The sequence below is a fragment of the Paenibacillus sp. AD87 genome, assembly GCF_001659845.1.
Taxonomy (GTDB): Bacteria; Bacillota; Bacilli; order Paenibacillales; family Paenibacillaceae; genus Paenibacillus; species Paenibacillus marchantiae.
In genome coordinates this window covers 215,390-231,783 of record NZ_LXQN01000007.1, presented here as the reverse complement: position 1 = coordinate 231,783, position 16,394 = coordinate 215,390, and the positions used below count along the sequence as shown (strand labels likewise).

The 16,394-nt window shown below is 46.8% G+C and carries 14 protein-coding genes; 3 read left to right on the top strand and 11 right to left on the bottom strand.

Annotated features, from left to right (window positions below; all coding sequences use genetic code 11):
• Positions 1-111: 111 nt before the first annotated feature.
• Entirely contained in the window at positions 112-2,514 is a 2,403-nt protein-coding gene (locus tag gpAD87_RS01160) for an AraC family transcriptional regulator (protein WP_082934962.1), read from the bottom strand.
• Positions 2,515-2,743: 229 nt separating this feature from the next.
• Here gpAD87_RS01160 and gpAD87_RS01155 point away from each other — a divergent pair, with 229 nt between their 5' ends.
• Positions 2,744-4,099 carry a dipeptidase gene (locus tag gpAD87_RS01155; RefSeq protein ID WP_064635789.1) on the top strand — a complete coding sequence of 452 codons (1,356 nt, stop codon included), beginning with the start codon at positions 2,744-2,746 and terminating at the stop codon, positions 4,097-4,099.
• Between the two features lie 594 nt (positions 4,100-4,693).
• Here gpAD87_RS01155 and gpAD87_RS01150 read toward each other — a convergent pair.
• The 4 genes from gpAD87_RS01150 to gpAD87_RS01135 form a co-directional block, all read right to left on the bottom strand.
• Entirely contained in the window at positions 4,694-5,065 is a 372-nt protein-coding gene (locus tag gpAD87_RS01150; protein WP_053783145.1) for a hypothetical protein, read from the bottom strand.
• 114 nt (positions 5,066-5,179) lie between these two features.
• Positions 5,180-6,394, bottom strand: coding sequence for an N-acetylglucosamine-6-phosphate deacetylase (gene nagA, locus gpAD87_RS01145; protein ID WP_231952401.1), 1,215 nt, complete (start codon positions 6,392-6,394; stop codon positions 5,180-5,182).
• A complete protein-coding gene (gene nagB, locus gpAD87_RS01140) occupies positions 6,391-7,119 on the bottom strand; it encodes a glucosamine-6-phosphate deaminase (protein ID WP_064635788.1) in 729 nt (242 codons plus the stop codon). The genes nagA and nagB overlap by 4 nt, the downstream gene beginning before the upstream one ends.
• Before the next feature lie 4 nt (positions 7,120-7,123).
• Positions 7,124-7,987, bottom strand: a complete 864-nt coding sequence (locus tag gpAD87_RS01135; RefSeq protein WP_063566684.1) for a MurR/RpiR family transcriptional regulator — start codon at positions 7,985-7,987, stop codon at positions 7,124-7,126.
• Positions 7,988-8,230: 243 nt separating this feature from the next.
• On the opposite strand from gpAD87_RS01135, the gene gpAD87_RS01130 reads away from it, so the two are divergent.
• Positions 8,231-8,584: a hypothetical protein gene (locus tag gpAD87_RS01130; RefSeq protein WP_064635787.1), complete on the top strand. Its 354-nt coding sequence runs from the start codon at positions 8,231-8,233 to the stop codon at positions 8,582-8,584.
• 505 nt (positions 8,585-9,089) lie between these two features.
• Here gpAD87_RS01130 and gpAD87_RS01120 read toward each other — a convergent pair.
• From gpAD87_RS01120 to gpAD87_RS01095, 6 genes are all read right to left on the bottom strand, one after another.
• Entirely contained in the window at positions 9,090-9,314 is a 225-nt protein-coding gene (locus gpAD87_RS01120; protein WP_017692532.1) for a helix-turn-helix domain-containing protein, read from the bottom strand.
• 311 nt (positions 9,315-9,625) lie between these two features.
• The gene (locus gpAD87_RS01115; protein WP_063566682.1) at positions 9,626-10,591 is read right to left on the bottom strand and encodes a YhcN/YlaJ family sporulation lipoprotein; all 966 of its coding nucleotides are present in this window, start codon (positions 10,589-10,591) and stop codon (positions 9,626-9,628) included.
• 226 nt (positions 10,592-10,817) lie between these two features.
• The gene (locus gpAD87_RS01110) at positions 10,818-11,837 is read right to left on the bottom strand and encodes a DUF4340 domain-containing protein (RefSeq protein WP_064635785.1); all 1,020 of its coding nucleotides are present in this window, start codon (positions 11,835-11,837) and stop codon (positions 10,818-10,820) included.
• Positions 11,834-13,228, bottom strand: coding sequence for a GldG family protein (locus gpAD87_RS01105; protein WP_064635784.1), 1,395 nt, complete (start codon positions 13,226-13,228; stop codon positions 11,834-11,836). Before gpAD87_RS01105 ends, gpAD87_RS01110 begins: the two co-directional genes overlap by 4 nt.
• A gap of 4 nt (positions 13,229-13,232) precedes the next feature.
• Entirely contained in the window at positions 13,233-13,949 is a 717-nt protein-coding gene (locus gpAD87_RS01100; RefSeq protein WP_064635783.1) for an ABC transporter permease subunit, read from the bottom strand.
• Positions 13,946-15,067, bottom strand: a complete 1,122-nt coding sequence (locus gpAD87_RS01095) for an ABC transporter ATP-binding protein (protein ID WP_064635782.1) — start codon at positions 15,065-15,067, stop codon at positions 13,946-13,948. Before gpAD87_RS01095 ends, gpAD87_RS01100 begins: the two co-directional genes overlap by 4 nt.
• A gap of 248 nt (positions 15,068-15,315) precedes the next feature.
• On the opposite strand from gpAD87_RS01095, the gene gpAD87_RS01090 reads away from it, so the two are divergent.
• Entirely contained in the window at positions 15,316-16,389 is a 1,074-nt protein-coding gene (locus gpAD87_RS01090) for a glycosyltransferase family 4 protein (protein ID WP_197521467.1), read from the top strand.
• The last annotated feature ends 5 nt before the right edge of the window (positions 16,390-16,394 follow it).

Below are 16,394 nucleotides of genomic sequence, written 5' to 3'. Positions count from 1 at the left end.
GTTATTGCACATTTTTGCAGCATTATCCTTCTTTGTTTCCGAGGTGAAACATGAAAAACCGGAGTCCCATGAAGCGGGATTCCGGTCAATGATGAAGTCTCATGAACAGGTTTATTTACCTAGCCATTGATCCCGATACTGGCTCGGGGTTAAACCTTCCTGTTTCTTGAAAATCCGATTAAAGTAACTGTGCTGGTATCCAACAGCGCCTGCGATATCATTGATTTTCATCGTGGTCTCACGCAGCAATTGCTTCGCCGCATCCATTCGTACCCGTGTTAAATAATCAATGAAATTCATGCCCGATACTTGCTTGAATGCCTTGCTTAATGCATAAGGAGTCATCTGCTCCGCATCTGCACAGCCTTCCAGGGAAAGTTCGTTTCTATAATTCTCATCAATAAACAACATCGTACGTTCCACTACCTGCTTCAGCGGCTCCTGGGAACGCATCTCGATCTCCTGAACATATGGCAGCAATACTTCTCCGATCATCCATTTCATCATTTGTGCAGGTTCGCGAATCGTGGACAAGCGCTCATACATGTTGCAGCCACCAAACAGCTTGTAAGGCGTTACCCCGGTCTGCAGCATCATATGCTGAATACTTCCCAGCAATTGAAGCATCATCTGCTGCACCTGGAATTCGGAACTGCCCGCTTGGGTGATCTCGGTCACAAATTGCTCCAGTACACGCTCAGACTCATCCTTCTTCCCAAGCCTGATCGCCTGAAGGATCTCACGTTCCAGCCCCAGTGGATACGAGGCTTCTTCCGTTCTGCGGAAACATTGCTCATCCTCCAAATCGAGAATCTGGCTCCCGTCCTCCACGCTGCGATAAGCAACCGCCTGCTCCATCTCCATGAATAATCCCGGCAATTCCTGCGGGGAAGCAGCAGGACGACTTACGATCACCGTCACGTTCATTTTCAAAGTCTGACCTATGACCTCCACCAACTCTTGTCCCCATAATAACGCTTGTGATTTCACAGGCTCGTCGTTGGCAGCAATCACAAGCATGGCTGAAGACAGGTCGTGAAAGTTCATTACACTAATTTGACTGAAAACATTTTTAGCAACTTCTTCAATGATATTAACTGCTGCAAAGGTAACCAGCCCTGTATCCTGGCTCCCAAATCGACCCTGTAACTGGGCATAGCCCGTAAAATACATCTGAAGCAGCAAAAACTGCTGGTCTTCCACCTCAAATCCAAGATTCCTCATCCGCTGCTGAAGATCCTGCTCGTTATAGGCATACAGATGCCCCTGCACCAGTTGTAATACAAAACTGTCCCGCAAATGGGGAAGCTGCTCCTGTAATTGTCGATGGGCGGTCAGACTCTGCGAAGTCAATTCGTTCCACTGTTGTTCCAGCAGCTGGAATTCATCTAGCCTGGTATCTGTTGTCGTTTCACTCCTGCCCGGCGTCAATAAATGGAGCATCCTTGCTACGGGAGAGTATATTCTGCGTGAAGCAAACCAGGATAATACCAACCCCAGGATAAGACTGCCAGCACTCGCAATGACGATGATTTTGGATACGAGCTTCACCGGTGAGGTCACCGATGTCAGCGGAGCTGCGGAGACATACGTCCAGTCCGAATCAATCCGACTCAGTGATCCATAGGACACGGAATAGGTTTCGTCCTCATATTTGAACAGGAATGAATGGTTGTCTGCATGCAGGGCTACTTCTTCTTTGAGTTGCTGCTCAAAAGCAAGGTCGGTCTTCCCTGCTACCGGATTACCGGTAACCAGTGTATTGCCCTGTTTATCCATGAGGAACGTTAACCCTTCATCATAAGGAGTAAGCGTTTTCAACAAGCTGGCGACTTTCTCATTATCCAGCGTAATGATCAGCGCACCAAATGGATTAATGCTTTCACCCGGAATCTTATGTACAAGAACCAGTGCATTACCCGGATCGGTATGCAGTATACTATCATTCGTTTGAGATGCTTTATCACTACTCTGGCTCGCAATCCAGTCTGTCCAATACACATGGTTGCCCATCGTCAGATAGCGGTTGTAGGCCTGTATTTTTGCATCATCCTTCAATTCGTTATAATCCCGGTTAAACAAAATCGGTTTCGGTTCCTGCAAATATAGCTGCGCGGATTTGATGAGCGGATGAGAGCCTTGCAATACGTACAGTGTGGTGACGATCTCCTGTGTTTCATTGAAATAATACACAAAATCCAGCGTTCGCAGCGCATTGCCAAACCTGGGCTCAAAAGCCCAATGGGACAAGGTCATCTCCAGATAAGCGAGTTGGTCGTCCACGTTGCGCGCTCGGTTCTCAATCTGGCTTTGGTGCATCTGATTAAATTCATTTTCCATCCGGCCAACGACCAACTGATACATCACGATGCCTGTAATCAGTCCGGGAATGCTGGCAATGAGCAAAATAAGCATCAGGCTGTTTCGATAAAAACGCCCTTTATGTCGTCCTGTGGTTAGCCCTGGCCAACGCGTGAGTCTACCGGAGGATCTTACCTTCCTAACTGGTTCCATCAGTGCTCACCTGCTTGCTTGCGTATGCTCTGACTGTCATGGGAACTCCCTCAACTCCCCTGCTGAATGGTTTACATGAGAATATATGGATGAATCCGTTTCTTGTATTATACGCATAATTTCCAGGGGAATGAAACGGTATGTAGCAGATCATTTTTTAACCAATGTTTTATTAACGCATCAAAATGGATTACAATAGGATAAAGCAAAACATGAAGGAGGCCTTTTAATGAAGGAACAAACTTATTTTCAAGAAAATAGAGAGAAACACCTGGCGGAATTGAACGAATGGTTGTCCATTCCAAGTATTTCAGCCATTTCGGCACATAAAGAGGATATTAACCGTGCGGCACAATGGGCTGCAGATGCACTCACTCGTGCAGGTATGGAAAATGTAGAGGTTATTCCAACAGCGGGACATCCGATTGTATATGCAGATCACCTGCATGCACCCGGCAAACCAACCGCACTGATCTATGGACACTATGATGTACAGCCTGTCGATCCGCTTAACCTGTGGGAAACACCTCCATTCGAACCTACCGTTCGGGACGGCAAGCTGTTTGCACGTGGTGCTACGGATGATAAAGGACAAATCTTCATACATATCAAGGCGGTTGAAGCTCTGCTTGCCGAAAACAAGGAACTTCCTGTTAATGTGAAATTCTGCATCGAAGGTGAAGAGGAAATCTCCAGCCCGAACCTGCCGATCTACCTGAACGACAATACAGACAAGCTGCGTGCAGATATGGTACTAATCTCGGATACGTCCCTGCTCGAAAAAGGAAAACCGGCGATCTCTACGGGTCTGCGTGGTCTTTGCTCGCTCGAAGTGGATCTGAATACAGCCAACACCGACCTGCACTCCGGTTCATTTGGAGGCGGTGTACCGAACGCACTGCACGCACTCGTATCCCTGCTCGCTTCGCTGCATGATGAGCAAGGCCGCGTGAGCGTAGATGGTTTCTATGATGGCGTTCTGCCGCTCTCTCCTGAGATGAGGGAAGAGTTCGTGAAGCAGGGCTTCAATGAAGAACAGCTCCGTCAAGACCTCGGATTGGAGCAATTGTACGGGGAAGAAGGCTACTCGTTCGTAGAACGTGTTGGCGCACGTCCAACGCTGGAACTGAATGGCGTATGGGGCGGATTCCAAGGTGAAGGCACCAAAACCGTTATTCCGAAGGAAGCTCATGCCAAAATTACATGCCGCCTTGTTGCGGATCAAGATCCACAGCAGGTGCTGGACCGTATCGAAGCACATCTGCGCGCTCATGTTCAACCCGGCGCAACGCTGCATATAAAACAGATTGAGAAAGCCTTTGCGTTCAATACCGATCCATCCGATCCGGTACTGCAAAAAGCGGCTGATGCCTATGAGCAAGTTTACGGCGTTCGTGCCCTGTTTACGAAAGATGGCGGCTCCATTCCGATCGTGGAGAAACTTTCACGCGTGCTTGGTATTCCGGCTGTTATGATGGGCTTCGGTTTGCCAGATGAGAACCTGCATGCACCGAATGAGCATTTCAACCTGGAGAACTTTGATAAAGGGTTGTTGACGATTGTTCAGTTTTTAAAAAGTTTGTAAAGTATAGTTCATTTCAAAAATAAGTGCTGGAAAGCGTGCAATTGGCCGTTCCGGATACGAATCGTTCTTTCGATCGCTGTTATCGTCGGATTTTTTGGATTCCCCTTCTCAAAGGGTAAGATCCGACGATAGCATATGCTTCCGAAGTAGCTTTCTTGCAGAAAGCTTTTAGGCGAACGCTTCGCTTTTCCAGAATCGATTTCGTCCCCTTCACTACTTTGCAGCTTTTCCATGAACTTATTTTAAGACTGAGCTTACTTTACAAATGAAGGGTAGTAGTAGGGTAGGTAGATACAACAAAAAAACGACGGCCCTAGAGGTCGTCGTTTTTATTTCGAGAAAAGTGAATTCTATGCGTAAGTGAGATTTAAAATTGGATAGTAGATTAGGTATAACTTTATAAGAGGTGTAAAATGATAGCTTTCCGCATGCAGGCATAAGGCTAAGCTATTCGTCTTATAAGTGACATACCAAAGGGGAGTTCTGTTATCTTCATTACAGGACTCCCCTTTTTGCTTCTCAATTGAGACAGTTACATTCGTTAAAACGGCTCGTTAATTACCTTTAACGAACCTAGCACGTGGTATCCTCCACTTATGATCGGAAGGTTGTGAAATTTAACATATGCACAAGCTGCATCATGTGCGTGATTTCCTGCTGAACTTCGGAGGTGTCTGTACCAGCCATCGCCAGATTGGCCCGCAGCGTTCTACGGGTGTTCAGCATACCGTCGATTAACTTCATGACCGTGTTGCGTCCACGATGATCCACAATCATATACTTTTTGCGTGCATCCAGCTCCACCCATACGATATTGCTGAATGAGGTGAATAGGTGTCTACGGTACTGCTCCATATCGGTCTCATTGTAGTGCTCGCCATAAAAGGCATAATATCCGTGTACGTGCAGCTTTTCCGCCAGCTCTGTGATGAACGGGTCGAATTCGAGCATAGCGTTACGTTCCATGTTTCACGCCTCCGTAATGCGTGATCCGCAGATCCCGGCTTTTTTGAGATCTATTTTAACACATTACGCAAGCTATTGCCTGTTGAGGCACACGACAACACTACAAATGTAGAATTAACCGCCGATTCGTCTTCCCTTCACCCACACTTCCTCAATTTTCAAATCACCATTCAGCAAAACGACGTCCGCCTGTTTGCCTTTAGCAAAGGAACCCGTGCGGTGATCAATGCCGAGCAGACGTGCCGGCGTCAGACTGGCTGCGCGTGAAGCTGCATTCAGACTCAAGCCTACTTCCTGTACCAGATAGCGGAAACCACGAATCATCGTGAGCGTGCTTCCTGCCAGTGCGCCTCCGTCTTTCAAACGTGCCACACCTTTCGTAACAATCACAGGCAGATCGCCAATTTTGTATTCACCATCATCCAGCCCGGCAGCAGACATCGCGTCTGTGATTAACACAAGCTGATCTGCTTGTTCTTTCAGTTGAGCCAAAATAGACATCGCCGCCGGATGCACATGGATACCGTCTGCAATGATCTCTGCACTGATGCGGGAATCACTAAGCACTGCGCCGGCAGCTCCGGGATTCCGGTGATGGAGCGGTGTCATCGCATTGAATGTATGCACGGCATGGTGCAGCCCGGCCTCGACCGCAAGCTGTACTTCTTCATAGGTCGCATCCGTATGTCCTAATGCTGCCGTAATTCGCTGCTCGCGCAGCCACGAAATGACTTCGAGCGCTCCCTCACGTTCCGGCGCCAGGGTGACTTGACGAATCAGGCCGGGATATTGTTTTTCCCACACGTCCAGCCAGGACACATTAGGCAATACGATATGATCCGGGTTTTGTGCGCCGGGCCACTTCGGACTGAAAAAAGGACCCTCCAGATGTACACCTTCCAGCTGTGCATAAGGCATGTCACCGGAACGATAGCTGTCCACTTCAGCCAATACCCGGTCCAGACTATCTTTGGGCGCTGTCATAGACGTTGCCAGCATGGCAGTGGTCCCCTGTGTGCTGTGGAATGAAGTGATTTTATCCATCACATCCTTACTCGCGTCCATAAAGTCTTCGCCATTGCCACCATGTACGTGGATATCTATAAATCCAGGCACAATGACGCCATGCTTGGAAACAGGCACAGATACGGCTTCACGGCGAATATGTTCAGATAATCCCTCGGGTGCGCCAGCATAAAGGATCTTCCCATCCGTCCAGACAAGTACACCATCCTCCATTACACCATCGGGCAGTACGATTTTACCTCGAAGAAGTGAAATGGTTTTTTCACTCTCTTGCTCCTGGTTTTCCATAGCTTCTACGTTCATTTCACCAGCCTCCCAGCCGCACGGTCCAGTAACACGACCACATTAGGATGACATTGCAGCAGCGAAGCGGGACATTGTGTCGTAATCGGCCCCATAAAGGCTTCACGAATAATTTCGGCTTTCTCCTCACCACGGGCGATCAGCAGAATTTGTTTGGCTTTCAGAATCGTACCTACCCCCATCGTAATGGCCTGAGTTGGAACTTCATCAATATGATTAAAAAAGCGGGCGTTTGCTTTTCTTGTCTCTTCTTTGAGATCCACCACATGTGTCCGTCCTGTAAGCTCGGTTCCGGGTTCATTGAAGCCAATGTGGCCATTATGCCCGATACCCAACAATTGCAGATCTACTGGTCCACGATCATCAATCCGTTGTTCATAGGAAACACACTCCTCATTTAAATCCGAAGCCTGTCCATTCGGCACCTGGGTTCTGGCGAGATCGATATCAATATGCGAAAACAGTTGCTCATTCATAAAGCTTCGGTAGCTTTCGCGATGTTCTACAGGAAGACCGACATATTCATCCAGATTGAAGGAAGAGGCCTGCGCAAAGCTGACCAAACCTTTCTGATACATAGCAATAAGCTGTTTATAGATACCTACAGGAGAACTTCCAGTCGCAAGTCCCAGTACAGCCCGGGGTTTTGTCTGTAGCAAACTGGCAATAACACCTGCACCCGTTGCGTTCAAATCTTCTTCATTTTCAAAAATACGAATATTCATCTTCTTAGGCACCTCCGTTATGTTGAACTCGATAAGACTGTACATTGTGATACGATTGTTCCAATTTGGGGATAAAACGGTCAAAGTCGGCACTAACCATGCCCGTGAATAGAATATCGACGACATGCAGCAGTGCAATACGTGAAGCCATATCCCCCCGTCTCATGCCTTCTTCCAGAGAAGACGTAAAGAGCGGAATATCCGACACCCCCGCAAGTTTGTTATTTCCATAGGATGTCAGTGAAATGGTAGAGGCTCCCGCCTGTTTGGCACAATGCAAAGCATCAATCGTCTCCGGCGTTTCACCCGAATAAGATACCGCCATCGCTACATCTCCCTCACCCAGTGAAGAAGCCGACGTAATTTGCATATGTGAATCCGAGAAGGCAGTACAGCTTTTGCCGATCCGTACAAGTTTCTGATAGAAATCCTGCGTAACAATGGAAGAGGTTGCAACACCGTAGAGATCAATGCGACGGGCATGGCATAGTAACTGAACCGCATGCTCCAGCCTTCCTAGATCCAGCAAACGGGTGGTGTCCGCAATGGATGCAAGATGATTAGCTTCGATGGCTTCCACTATTTTGGATAAAGGATTACCTGCCACGATATCCTGATATGCTGTTTCATTGGTGGAATGGGACAATTCTGCGGCCAGCTTCATTTTGAAATCAGGAAAACCTTTGAAATGGAATGATTTGCAAAAGCGGGTTACCGTAGCCGCACTTGTTCCGCTTTGCTGTGCAAGATGGTTAATGGTCCAGCCAGGAATATCAGATGGGGACTGTAAAATCACCTCTGCGATTCGTCGTTCCTGAGACGGAAGTTCATTCAGCTCTTGCTGCAACGCATGTAGTATGGCTGCCATGAGTTCTCCTTTTATGAAAATTATTTTTATTAATTCATTATAAATAAAGAAAATTATTTTTATATTTTCATTTTAATCAATACGTTGTTGCAAATCAAGAGGATTTTAACCATGTATTCGCGGTATGTATGATGAAATTTAAAAAAAGGGATCTTCTTGATTAAGGAATGGGATTCCGCTTATATTGGAGATAAACCTTGAAGCGAATGTGGACATTTCATTTCTAAGGAAGGAGTACAATCGATGAATCGACGACAACGTCAAAAAATGATTCCTTCCACCTGGATTATTGCCATAAAACAGACCGAAGTTCGTAAATACTATGTCCTCTATGCCATCGACTGGAAGCGCAGAGCGCGACTGAGCTGGGAAGGTTGGAATAGCCTCGCAGACTTGCTGCAGTTTCATATTCCAATCAAACGTAAAACTGGCGGACCAAAATCTTCCTCCCTACCAGCTGCCAAAATTGCGAAAAAAGCACTCTATCTGCACCTAGATGAAACACAATACGGGGAATTGGAGCAGCTCTTCTATCAGCCTTTTTCAAAGAAACAATGGAGATCCTTTATTGAGGAGCATTCCAATAACCATATGTAGGTGAACCCTTATGCCATTTACGATTACGATTCCCATCACGCTCTGCCCGTAGCAAACCGTACCCTTGGAATTTCTGCGGGCTGAGCCTTTTCCCAAGGGAGCGTGATGATCCATGAAATCTCAGCAAAGAAATCAAGCCTATTACAAGCATCACAGAAAGCGTGTTATTCAACGAAAAAAACAGCTTGCTGTACGATACGGTTGGTCCTACAAGTTCGAAGGTATTTTTGCAAAAGGGAAAATACATTGTTCCTGCTGGTGGTGCTGCGAAAAGACAAAGCGGCTAGGCTATCCTAAATCCGAGCTAAGCAGAATAGCGGACTGCACTCAGCAGCTTCTGAATTCAGACTTCTGAGAATGACTATTTAAAACAAGCGATTCCTTCATTTTAGGAATTCGCTTGTTTTTGCTTTCCAACCTAAAACAAAAAAGTCTTTCCCCATTCTTCATGATGAAGAATAGAAAAAGACTTTCATGCTGCTTCAATCAACTGTGCAGTATCGCGTCAGATCTTCAGTTCTCCGAGCTTAATCAGCTCTACAACTGCTTGCGAACGACCCTTAACATTGAGTTTTTGCATCACATTCGAAATATGGTTGCGCACCGTTTTCTCGCTGATGAATAACTGCCCTGCGATGTCACGCGTCGTTTTGTCCTGAACCAGTAATTCGAATACTTCGCGTTCACGGTGGGTCAACAGAAATTTGCTTTTATGATCGATACCCTTCAATGTTCACCCCTCCTTGCCTGGGTTGTGTTGGTGTAACAAGGTTAAGGGGATACAGTCAACTCATCTTATGTAAGGTCAAGGGCGTTGGTTCAGTTTTATCAAAAAAATGGGCAGTGAATTGTAATTTGAACGAATAATCGCTATGTAGGTACAAACGTAGTAATCCAAAATCGTCAATTTGGACTAAGTATTATATGAGCATACTATGTATCATCCTTCTTAATCGTTATTTTCAATATCCCTTTAAAAACAAACATGCCCCTGCAACTAATGTTGACCATCAGCGCAAAGGCATACTTGTTCAACTTAAATTACCGATTCATGCGGTTCATCATGCCATCGTTGTTGTTACGATTCATGATGCCATCATCAAGCACGCCGTCACGGTGATTTGTGTTCATCGCATTCGTTGGGAAAATACGTTCAACCATCGATTGGAACGTGTTAATCATGCCGCTAACCGGTTTGCCGTTACGGATATCTGTGGCATAGCTCTCCACATGTTGAACAAATTCCGGGTTAGCCGATACATATACGTTCTCGACGTTAGGTGCAAATTGTTTGATTTTCGCCGAGATTTTGGATTTAATCTCTTCGGATGTGTTGTCATCCGTGCTGTCAATACGCGATGTTTCACTCTTCATCCCGTAGTGACCTTCGGTCATTGTACGTGCATTGCCATTGCCACTGTTAGTCAGACCACGCATCATGCCATAAGATCCAGTACCCATGGTGCCATAGATACTGCGATCATTGCCCATGTGGCTGCGATCCGTAGCTGCATTGGTGTTCAGTCCCGGAGCAATGCCACTGGTGCTGTATGGAGACATGGTTCCATTACCACCATTTACACGCAAACCGCCCATATCCTGACCCATGCTTTCTGTACGCATAGTGCCATTTGCACGGTTACGCAAAGATTTGCTTTCCAATTTGCCAGTGTGACCATCTGTCAAACGGACTGCAACATACGCGTTACGATCGGTCAGCATGACATGTGCTGACTTCACTTCTTTCATTTCCGTAATGCGTTTAGCCAGCTCGTCACTTGATTTCAGGTCGGTGACGTTATGCGTACGATAACTTTTCGCACGAATGCCATCCATCCCATTGGATTCAACACCATAACGGTTAATGCCTTTCACTTCATGACGAACACTTTGGGTGTGCAGATTGTTATCTTTTGTACTTGTTCCACAACCCGTCAATCCGGCCATTACGAAGATTGCAGTAGACAAAGATAAGCTGATTGCTGTCGCCTTTTTGGCTGCTGGCATGTCTCATCCTCCAATTATGTTGGTTTTGGTCACAAGGATAGGATGCTCTTCTGTACGGAGCGATATGCTGAAAGGATATGGAACATTAGCCTCCTTTATCTGGGCTCAATGGGTTCTGTTCCACATAAAAAAGCGATGCTTGCACAAAGTGCAGCACCGCTCTTTATAACCGCGTATTTCCTGTTCAAGTGAGAACCTTCATTATTATGTTGAAGGAGCCATTCCCTTACTTGGATGTGGATGAGGAATTCGCATCAGCACCTTCTCCACTCGAAGAAGAGGTTGCATCTGATTCTGATTTTTTGATCGAATTCGGAAATTGCTCTGCTTCCTTCAGACTAGCTGCATCCATCGGATAGGCCCACTGACCGTCCGGTGTGACTACCCAGATCTGATCCGGTTCTGATGGAATAGTAAGTCCCCGGTACACATCCGTAACAGCTTCTCCATTAACCGTCTGCTCAACAGATAAAGTAAAGCGTGGCACGGTGCCTTTCAGTTCAGAGGCTTTGCGCACATCGTCAGCTGTGGACAGGTTTTTAATTTTGCCAATCAGCGATACAGCATCGGTAGCTTCAACCGCTTCACCATTAAGCTTCCACGTCTGCTCTGCCGCACCTTCCTCGGAGGAAGATTTGAGCATCCAGGTGGCTGCTTCGCCTTCCCATTCCAGCGTAGTGACATTGGTTTCATCCAGATTAAACGGAGTTGTATCCAGCAGATCCTGCCGTGATTTTTCTATATTACTTATGGATTCCGTTTGTACTGCTACGACAGGTCCGGAGTCTACTCGCACATAACGAGCGTCATCTGCTGGCAGCTGACCACCGATGCTCAGTTTGATCTCACGGTTATCCTTCAGTTGGATATCCAGCAACGTTGCATCTGAACCCAATCCATATTTGGCGAGATCCTTCGGCTCTTCCTCCACAACCAGTTCCTGATCTGCACCACTTAAGGCATCAAGCCAGCTGCTAACCGTATACCCATTCAGAGGATATGCCTTGGGTTCCACCATACTCCACACGCCATTTTTCAGTTCCAATTGTGAAGATGAGGGTTTTGAAGCACCTGATGTGTCTGTATTGTTATCATGAATCGTGATGGACTGTATATCGGCAGACTTAATACCAAGTAACTTGACTTTCTCCGCTTCCTCTTCACGAAAATAATTCTGACTGGCCGCATAGACCCACCCGATAATCAAGACCAATAAGACTAGAATCGTTGGGACCCATTTTTTCATACGCGTCTGCGCCTCCACCATAAGAGTACACCTATCATAACAAAGATGAGCGGGAATGCGACAATCGCCACGAAGAAAATGGTTCTGGCTTGTTTACCATCCAGGTACGCCGTTTGATAACCGGATTGCACCCGTGGCCGGATCGTTAATCCATCTTCTTTTTCACTTAAATAATTGACGGTATTCAGAATAAAATCTCGGTTCCCACCGTTCACTATTTCCGAGTCCTGCATGAAAATAGATGAACCCAGAATTACAGCCTTCGGTTTGCCATCTGTTGTATCCGCCGCATATCCAAGCTCAACAGGACCTTGTACATCCTGATCCGGATCGTTGGTTGTTTCGTTTTGCAATAAACCTGCAATGTTCGTCTCGCCATAACTGTCATCCGATGAATGAATGAGCGGCGACAAGGTGTATTTATCCTGCTCTTTGCTCGTCAAGGCAATGGACAAGGATAACATCGGGTAAAGTTTGCTTTCTGATAGTTTATCCGTGATGGCATGTGTGCCATACTCCGGCACAACCCACAGTGGGCCCATTGTGCTGGCTTGCTGATTATCCACCATGACTGCATGCTCATCAACCACGCCATAATCCGTCATGAGTGCATCGATATTTTTCCAAGTCAACTTCATGTCTTCATGAAAACCGAGGGATAACAGCAATTTTCCTCCGTTACTTAGATAAGTCCGAATAGCCTTCAATTCTGTATCACTAATATCCCGCTGTGGTCCAATAATCGCGAGTACATCCGCATCTTCCGGAACCTGACCTGCCTGATTCAGCTGAAGTTCTTCAGTCGTGATATTATTCTGTTCCAGAGATGAGCGCAGTGTAGTCAGTTGATCCAGGCCGAGCTCTTCATGTCCTGTCAGGAAAACCATCTTGTGCATCTCCGTGGAAGACAGATTCATTAGGGCTTGTGTCAGCTTTTCCTCACCTGTGAACTGGTACGATCCATCGCTTCCATCCCCGACAGCCGTGAATAGACTGGCGATATCAATGACTTTATGCTGATCGCCCTGCTCTAATACAATGGAGCTGCCTGTGATGCCATATTTGGAGGCCAGTGTAGGCTCCTGCGTCAGATTGGATTGCTTCATCGTCAGTTTGCTGTTGCGTTTCGTATATTCCTGAACCATATCCGATACTTCGCGGTTCAAGACCGTATTATTCGCATTTTCGACGGTTAACACCAGAATGTTGACGTCTTCTTTTACATTTTTGATCGCGGTAAGAGACTGGTCTGACAAGGTATATTGTTTATTCGAGGTCAGATCCAGTTGGAAGCCGCCAAGCGAATTCAGAAACAGGGTCAGCAAAATAAAGATGCCAATCACCGCTACAGACAGCACGGTACTGTTGGTATGACTCAACCATTTTTTCATCTTCTCACCTCCACCGCTTCCGTTCCACAATTTGAATGCTTAACAGCAGAAACACACCTGAGAGCGTCACGTAATACAATATATCTGGGCCACTAAGTACACCCTTCGTGAAGCTATCAAACCGGTTCGTCAGCGCAAATGGATCCAGCCATTGCTGTAACGTAGATCCGGAATTGCCTGCAAATGAATCAAGCATCCACAATATGAGCAAAATAATAAAACCGGCTACCGCAGACACCATCTGGTGCTGAGATAACGTGGAAGCAAACAGTCCAATCGCCATCATGCTTCCGCCCAGGAAAAAGAGACCCAGTGCAGACAACCATACGGATGTCAGATCCAGTTCACCAAAGAAGGACATAATAAACGGGTAAACGAGACTGCACAGAATAAGTACAACAAGAATGGCGAGTGCCGCCAAGTATTTACCGAAAATAATCTCGGTCACCCGTGCAGGTGAAGTCAACAACAGTTCGTCCGTTCCCTGCCGAAATTCCTCTGCCACCAGTCGCATCGTCAGCAACGGCACCACAAACAGGAGCATGGATAACGTGTCTCCAAGCACCAGGCGATAATCCACAATGCTTGGCTGGTAATACACAAAGCTGGAGTAGAACAGCAAACTTGTCATCAGTACATATACGGCAAAAGCGAAATACGACGTTGGTGACAGGAAGTATGCCTGTAGTTCTTTATTGCAAACTGCCATCATTCGTCTCATTTGGAACCCTCCCCTGTGTGAGAATCAGATGAAGCGCTCTCGGACTTAGTCGATTGCTTCAGATCTGAAGTGGTGTCCAAATTGGCCTCTTCTTCTGTCGCCTGATTGGCGAGCTGCACTTTATCAGCTTCAGTCTCCTGCGTTGCCAGTTTCACTTCGGATTCCGTTTCCGTTGTGGTCAGCTTCAGGAAAATCTGTTCCAGACTGAGATTTTCTTTCTTCATCTCCAGGATCGGCAAGCCTGCACCAGACAAAAGGTAGAACAGTTCTTCCCGGTAATCTTCGGAAGATTCACCGGTAAGTAACATTTTGACAGTCTCAGTAGAACCAGTGGATGCCTGTCCATCAGCTGCTTGAATGACTTCGCTCCGTACCTTCTCCCATGGTGTCAGCACATTATGTAATTGCTGCTCTGTTGCCTTCACTTCAATGGACACCTTGAACTGATCCCCCATCGCTGAGCCAAAATGCTGCGGTGAACCGTCCAATACGAGCTGTCCCTGATTAATAATCAACATTCGATTACACAGCGCGCTCACTTCCGGCAAAATATGTGTACTGAGCAGCACTGTATGATTCTCACCCAGTTCACGGATCAGATCCCGTATCTCCATAATCTGATTTGGATCAAGACCTGAAGTCGGCTCATCCAGCACGAGCAGATCCGGTTTGTGAATAATGGCTCCAGCCAGACCCAGACGCTGCTTGTACCCTTTGGACAGTCCGCGAACCAATTGCTTCTCACGACCTTGAAGACCCAGCCTGCTCACCATCTCACTGATTCGCAATTTCACTTCACGTGTCGGGACATCCCTCAGATTAGCGACGAACTTCAGATACGACTGTACCGTCATATCTGGATAAAGCGGCGGTGTCTCCGGCAGATAACCGATCTTGGAACGGACGCTCCTGCCCTGATCGTGCACTGAGATGCCATCCACTGCAATGGAGCCTGCCGTTGGATGCAAATAGCCTGTAATCATTCGCATCGTTGTGGTTTTCCCGGCACCATTCGGTCCCAAAAATCCAACAATCTCACCGCGCTCCATTGTGAAATCCAGTTGATGCACGCCGCGCCGTCCATCAAATACTTTGCTTACCTGTTTCACTTCGAGCACATCATTCATCCTTTCCCGTTAAAATACCCGTGTGCCATCATCGCTTTCTTCAGATGGTCAACACGGGAAGTTCCTTGTATCTTACGTGTTGTATCCTAAATGCAGCTTAAAGTCACTTAAAAGAGAGCTTAAAAATATGTGTCTAAAATGTGAACAACACTTCATTCACCCACACCCTGTACTCTGGGGCAACGTACCTTAAAGTACAGGAGCATGAGCACCTGCACAAAAGTCAGAGGGTGAACCGTGTGAAAGTACTATTCACATTTTTTGTTCCAAGCGGCGGTGTGGATACTTTAAACCGATTGCGCACTGCCGTTCTGCAACGCCATGGCATCGAAGCGCATGTATTGTATCTGTACCCTGGCTCGGGAATGCAGAACAATACCAGCACGCCGGTCTTCACCGCTTCCAGTGATGAGGAAATTCACAGTTTGATTCATCATCATCGTTATGATGCCATTATTGTTACCTCCGATATTGCCATGCCGGGCAGATTAAGAGCCCTCGGGTATAAAGGACGTATTATCTATGAAGCACAGGGACTTGGGACACGTGAGCAAGCTATGGAAACCATTCAGATGGGAGTACCTTATCTGCAAGCCCACTGTAATGCTGCGCTCATTCCTCCAACCGATCATTTACTGGAGCTGTTCATCCATATGTGCCCATGGCTTCACCGGTTTGTCATTCCCAATATGCTGGATACCAATACCTTTGCCCCAATTTCGGTGGATACCCCTCCCTATCCAGTAATTGCATGGGTAGGAAGGCTCGAACACAACAAAAACTGGCGGGAATATTTGATGATATCCAGTGAAATCATTAAAAAAATTCCAAAAGCCAGACTATGGTTGTTCCACGATCCGACCTTGGCCAATCCCGAGGACGAGGTCATGTTCCGACACATGCTTGTGGAGTACGGACTTCAAGATCGGATTGGTATCTTTATCAACGTGCCCCATTCCCAGATGCCTACATTCTACTCCATGGTTGCAGCTTCCGGGGGTATCATGCTATCCACATCGCTGCTTGAAGGCTTTGGATACGCCGTTGCTGAAGCCATCAGCTGCGGCTGTCCGGTACTCAGTACCGATTCGGATGGCGTAAGGTCCTTTATTACACATAACCGAACGGGAAAATTCTATCCGATTGGCAACGTGAATACGGCTGTATCCGAAGCCGTAGACCTTATGCGCAACAAAAAGCTGCGGGAGTATATACGTATTCAGGGCAGACAGCATATGGCCGTCTCCTTCTCCCCAGATCGTTACGCCACTTCATTTCGGGAAATGATGACAGCCTTGAGCATTTTCTTTTAAACAAA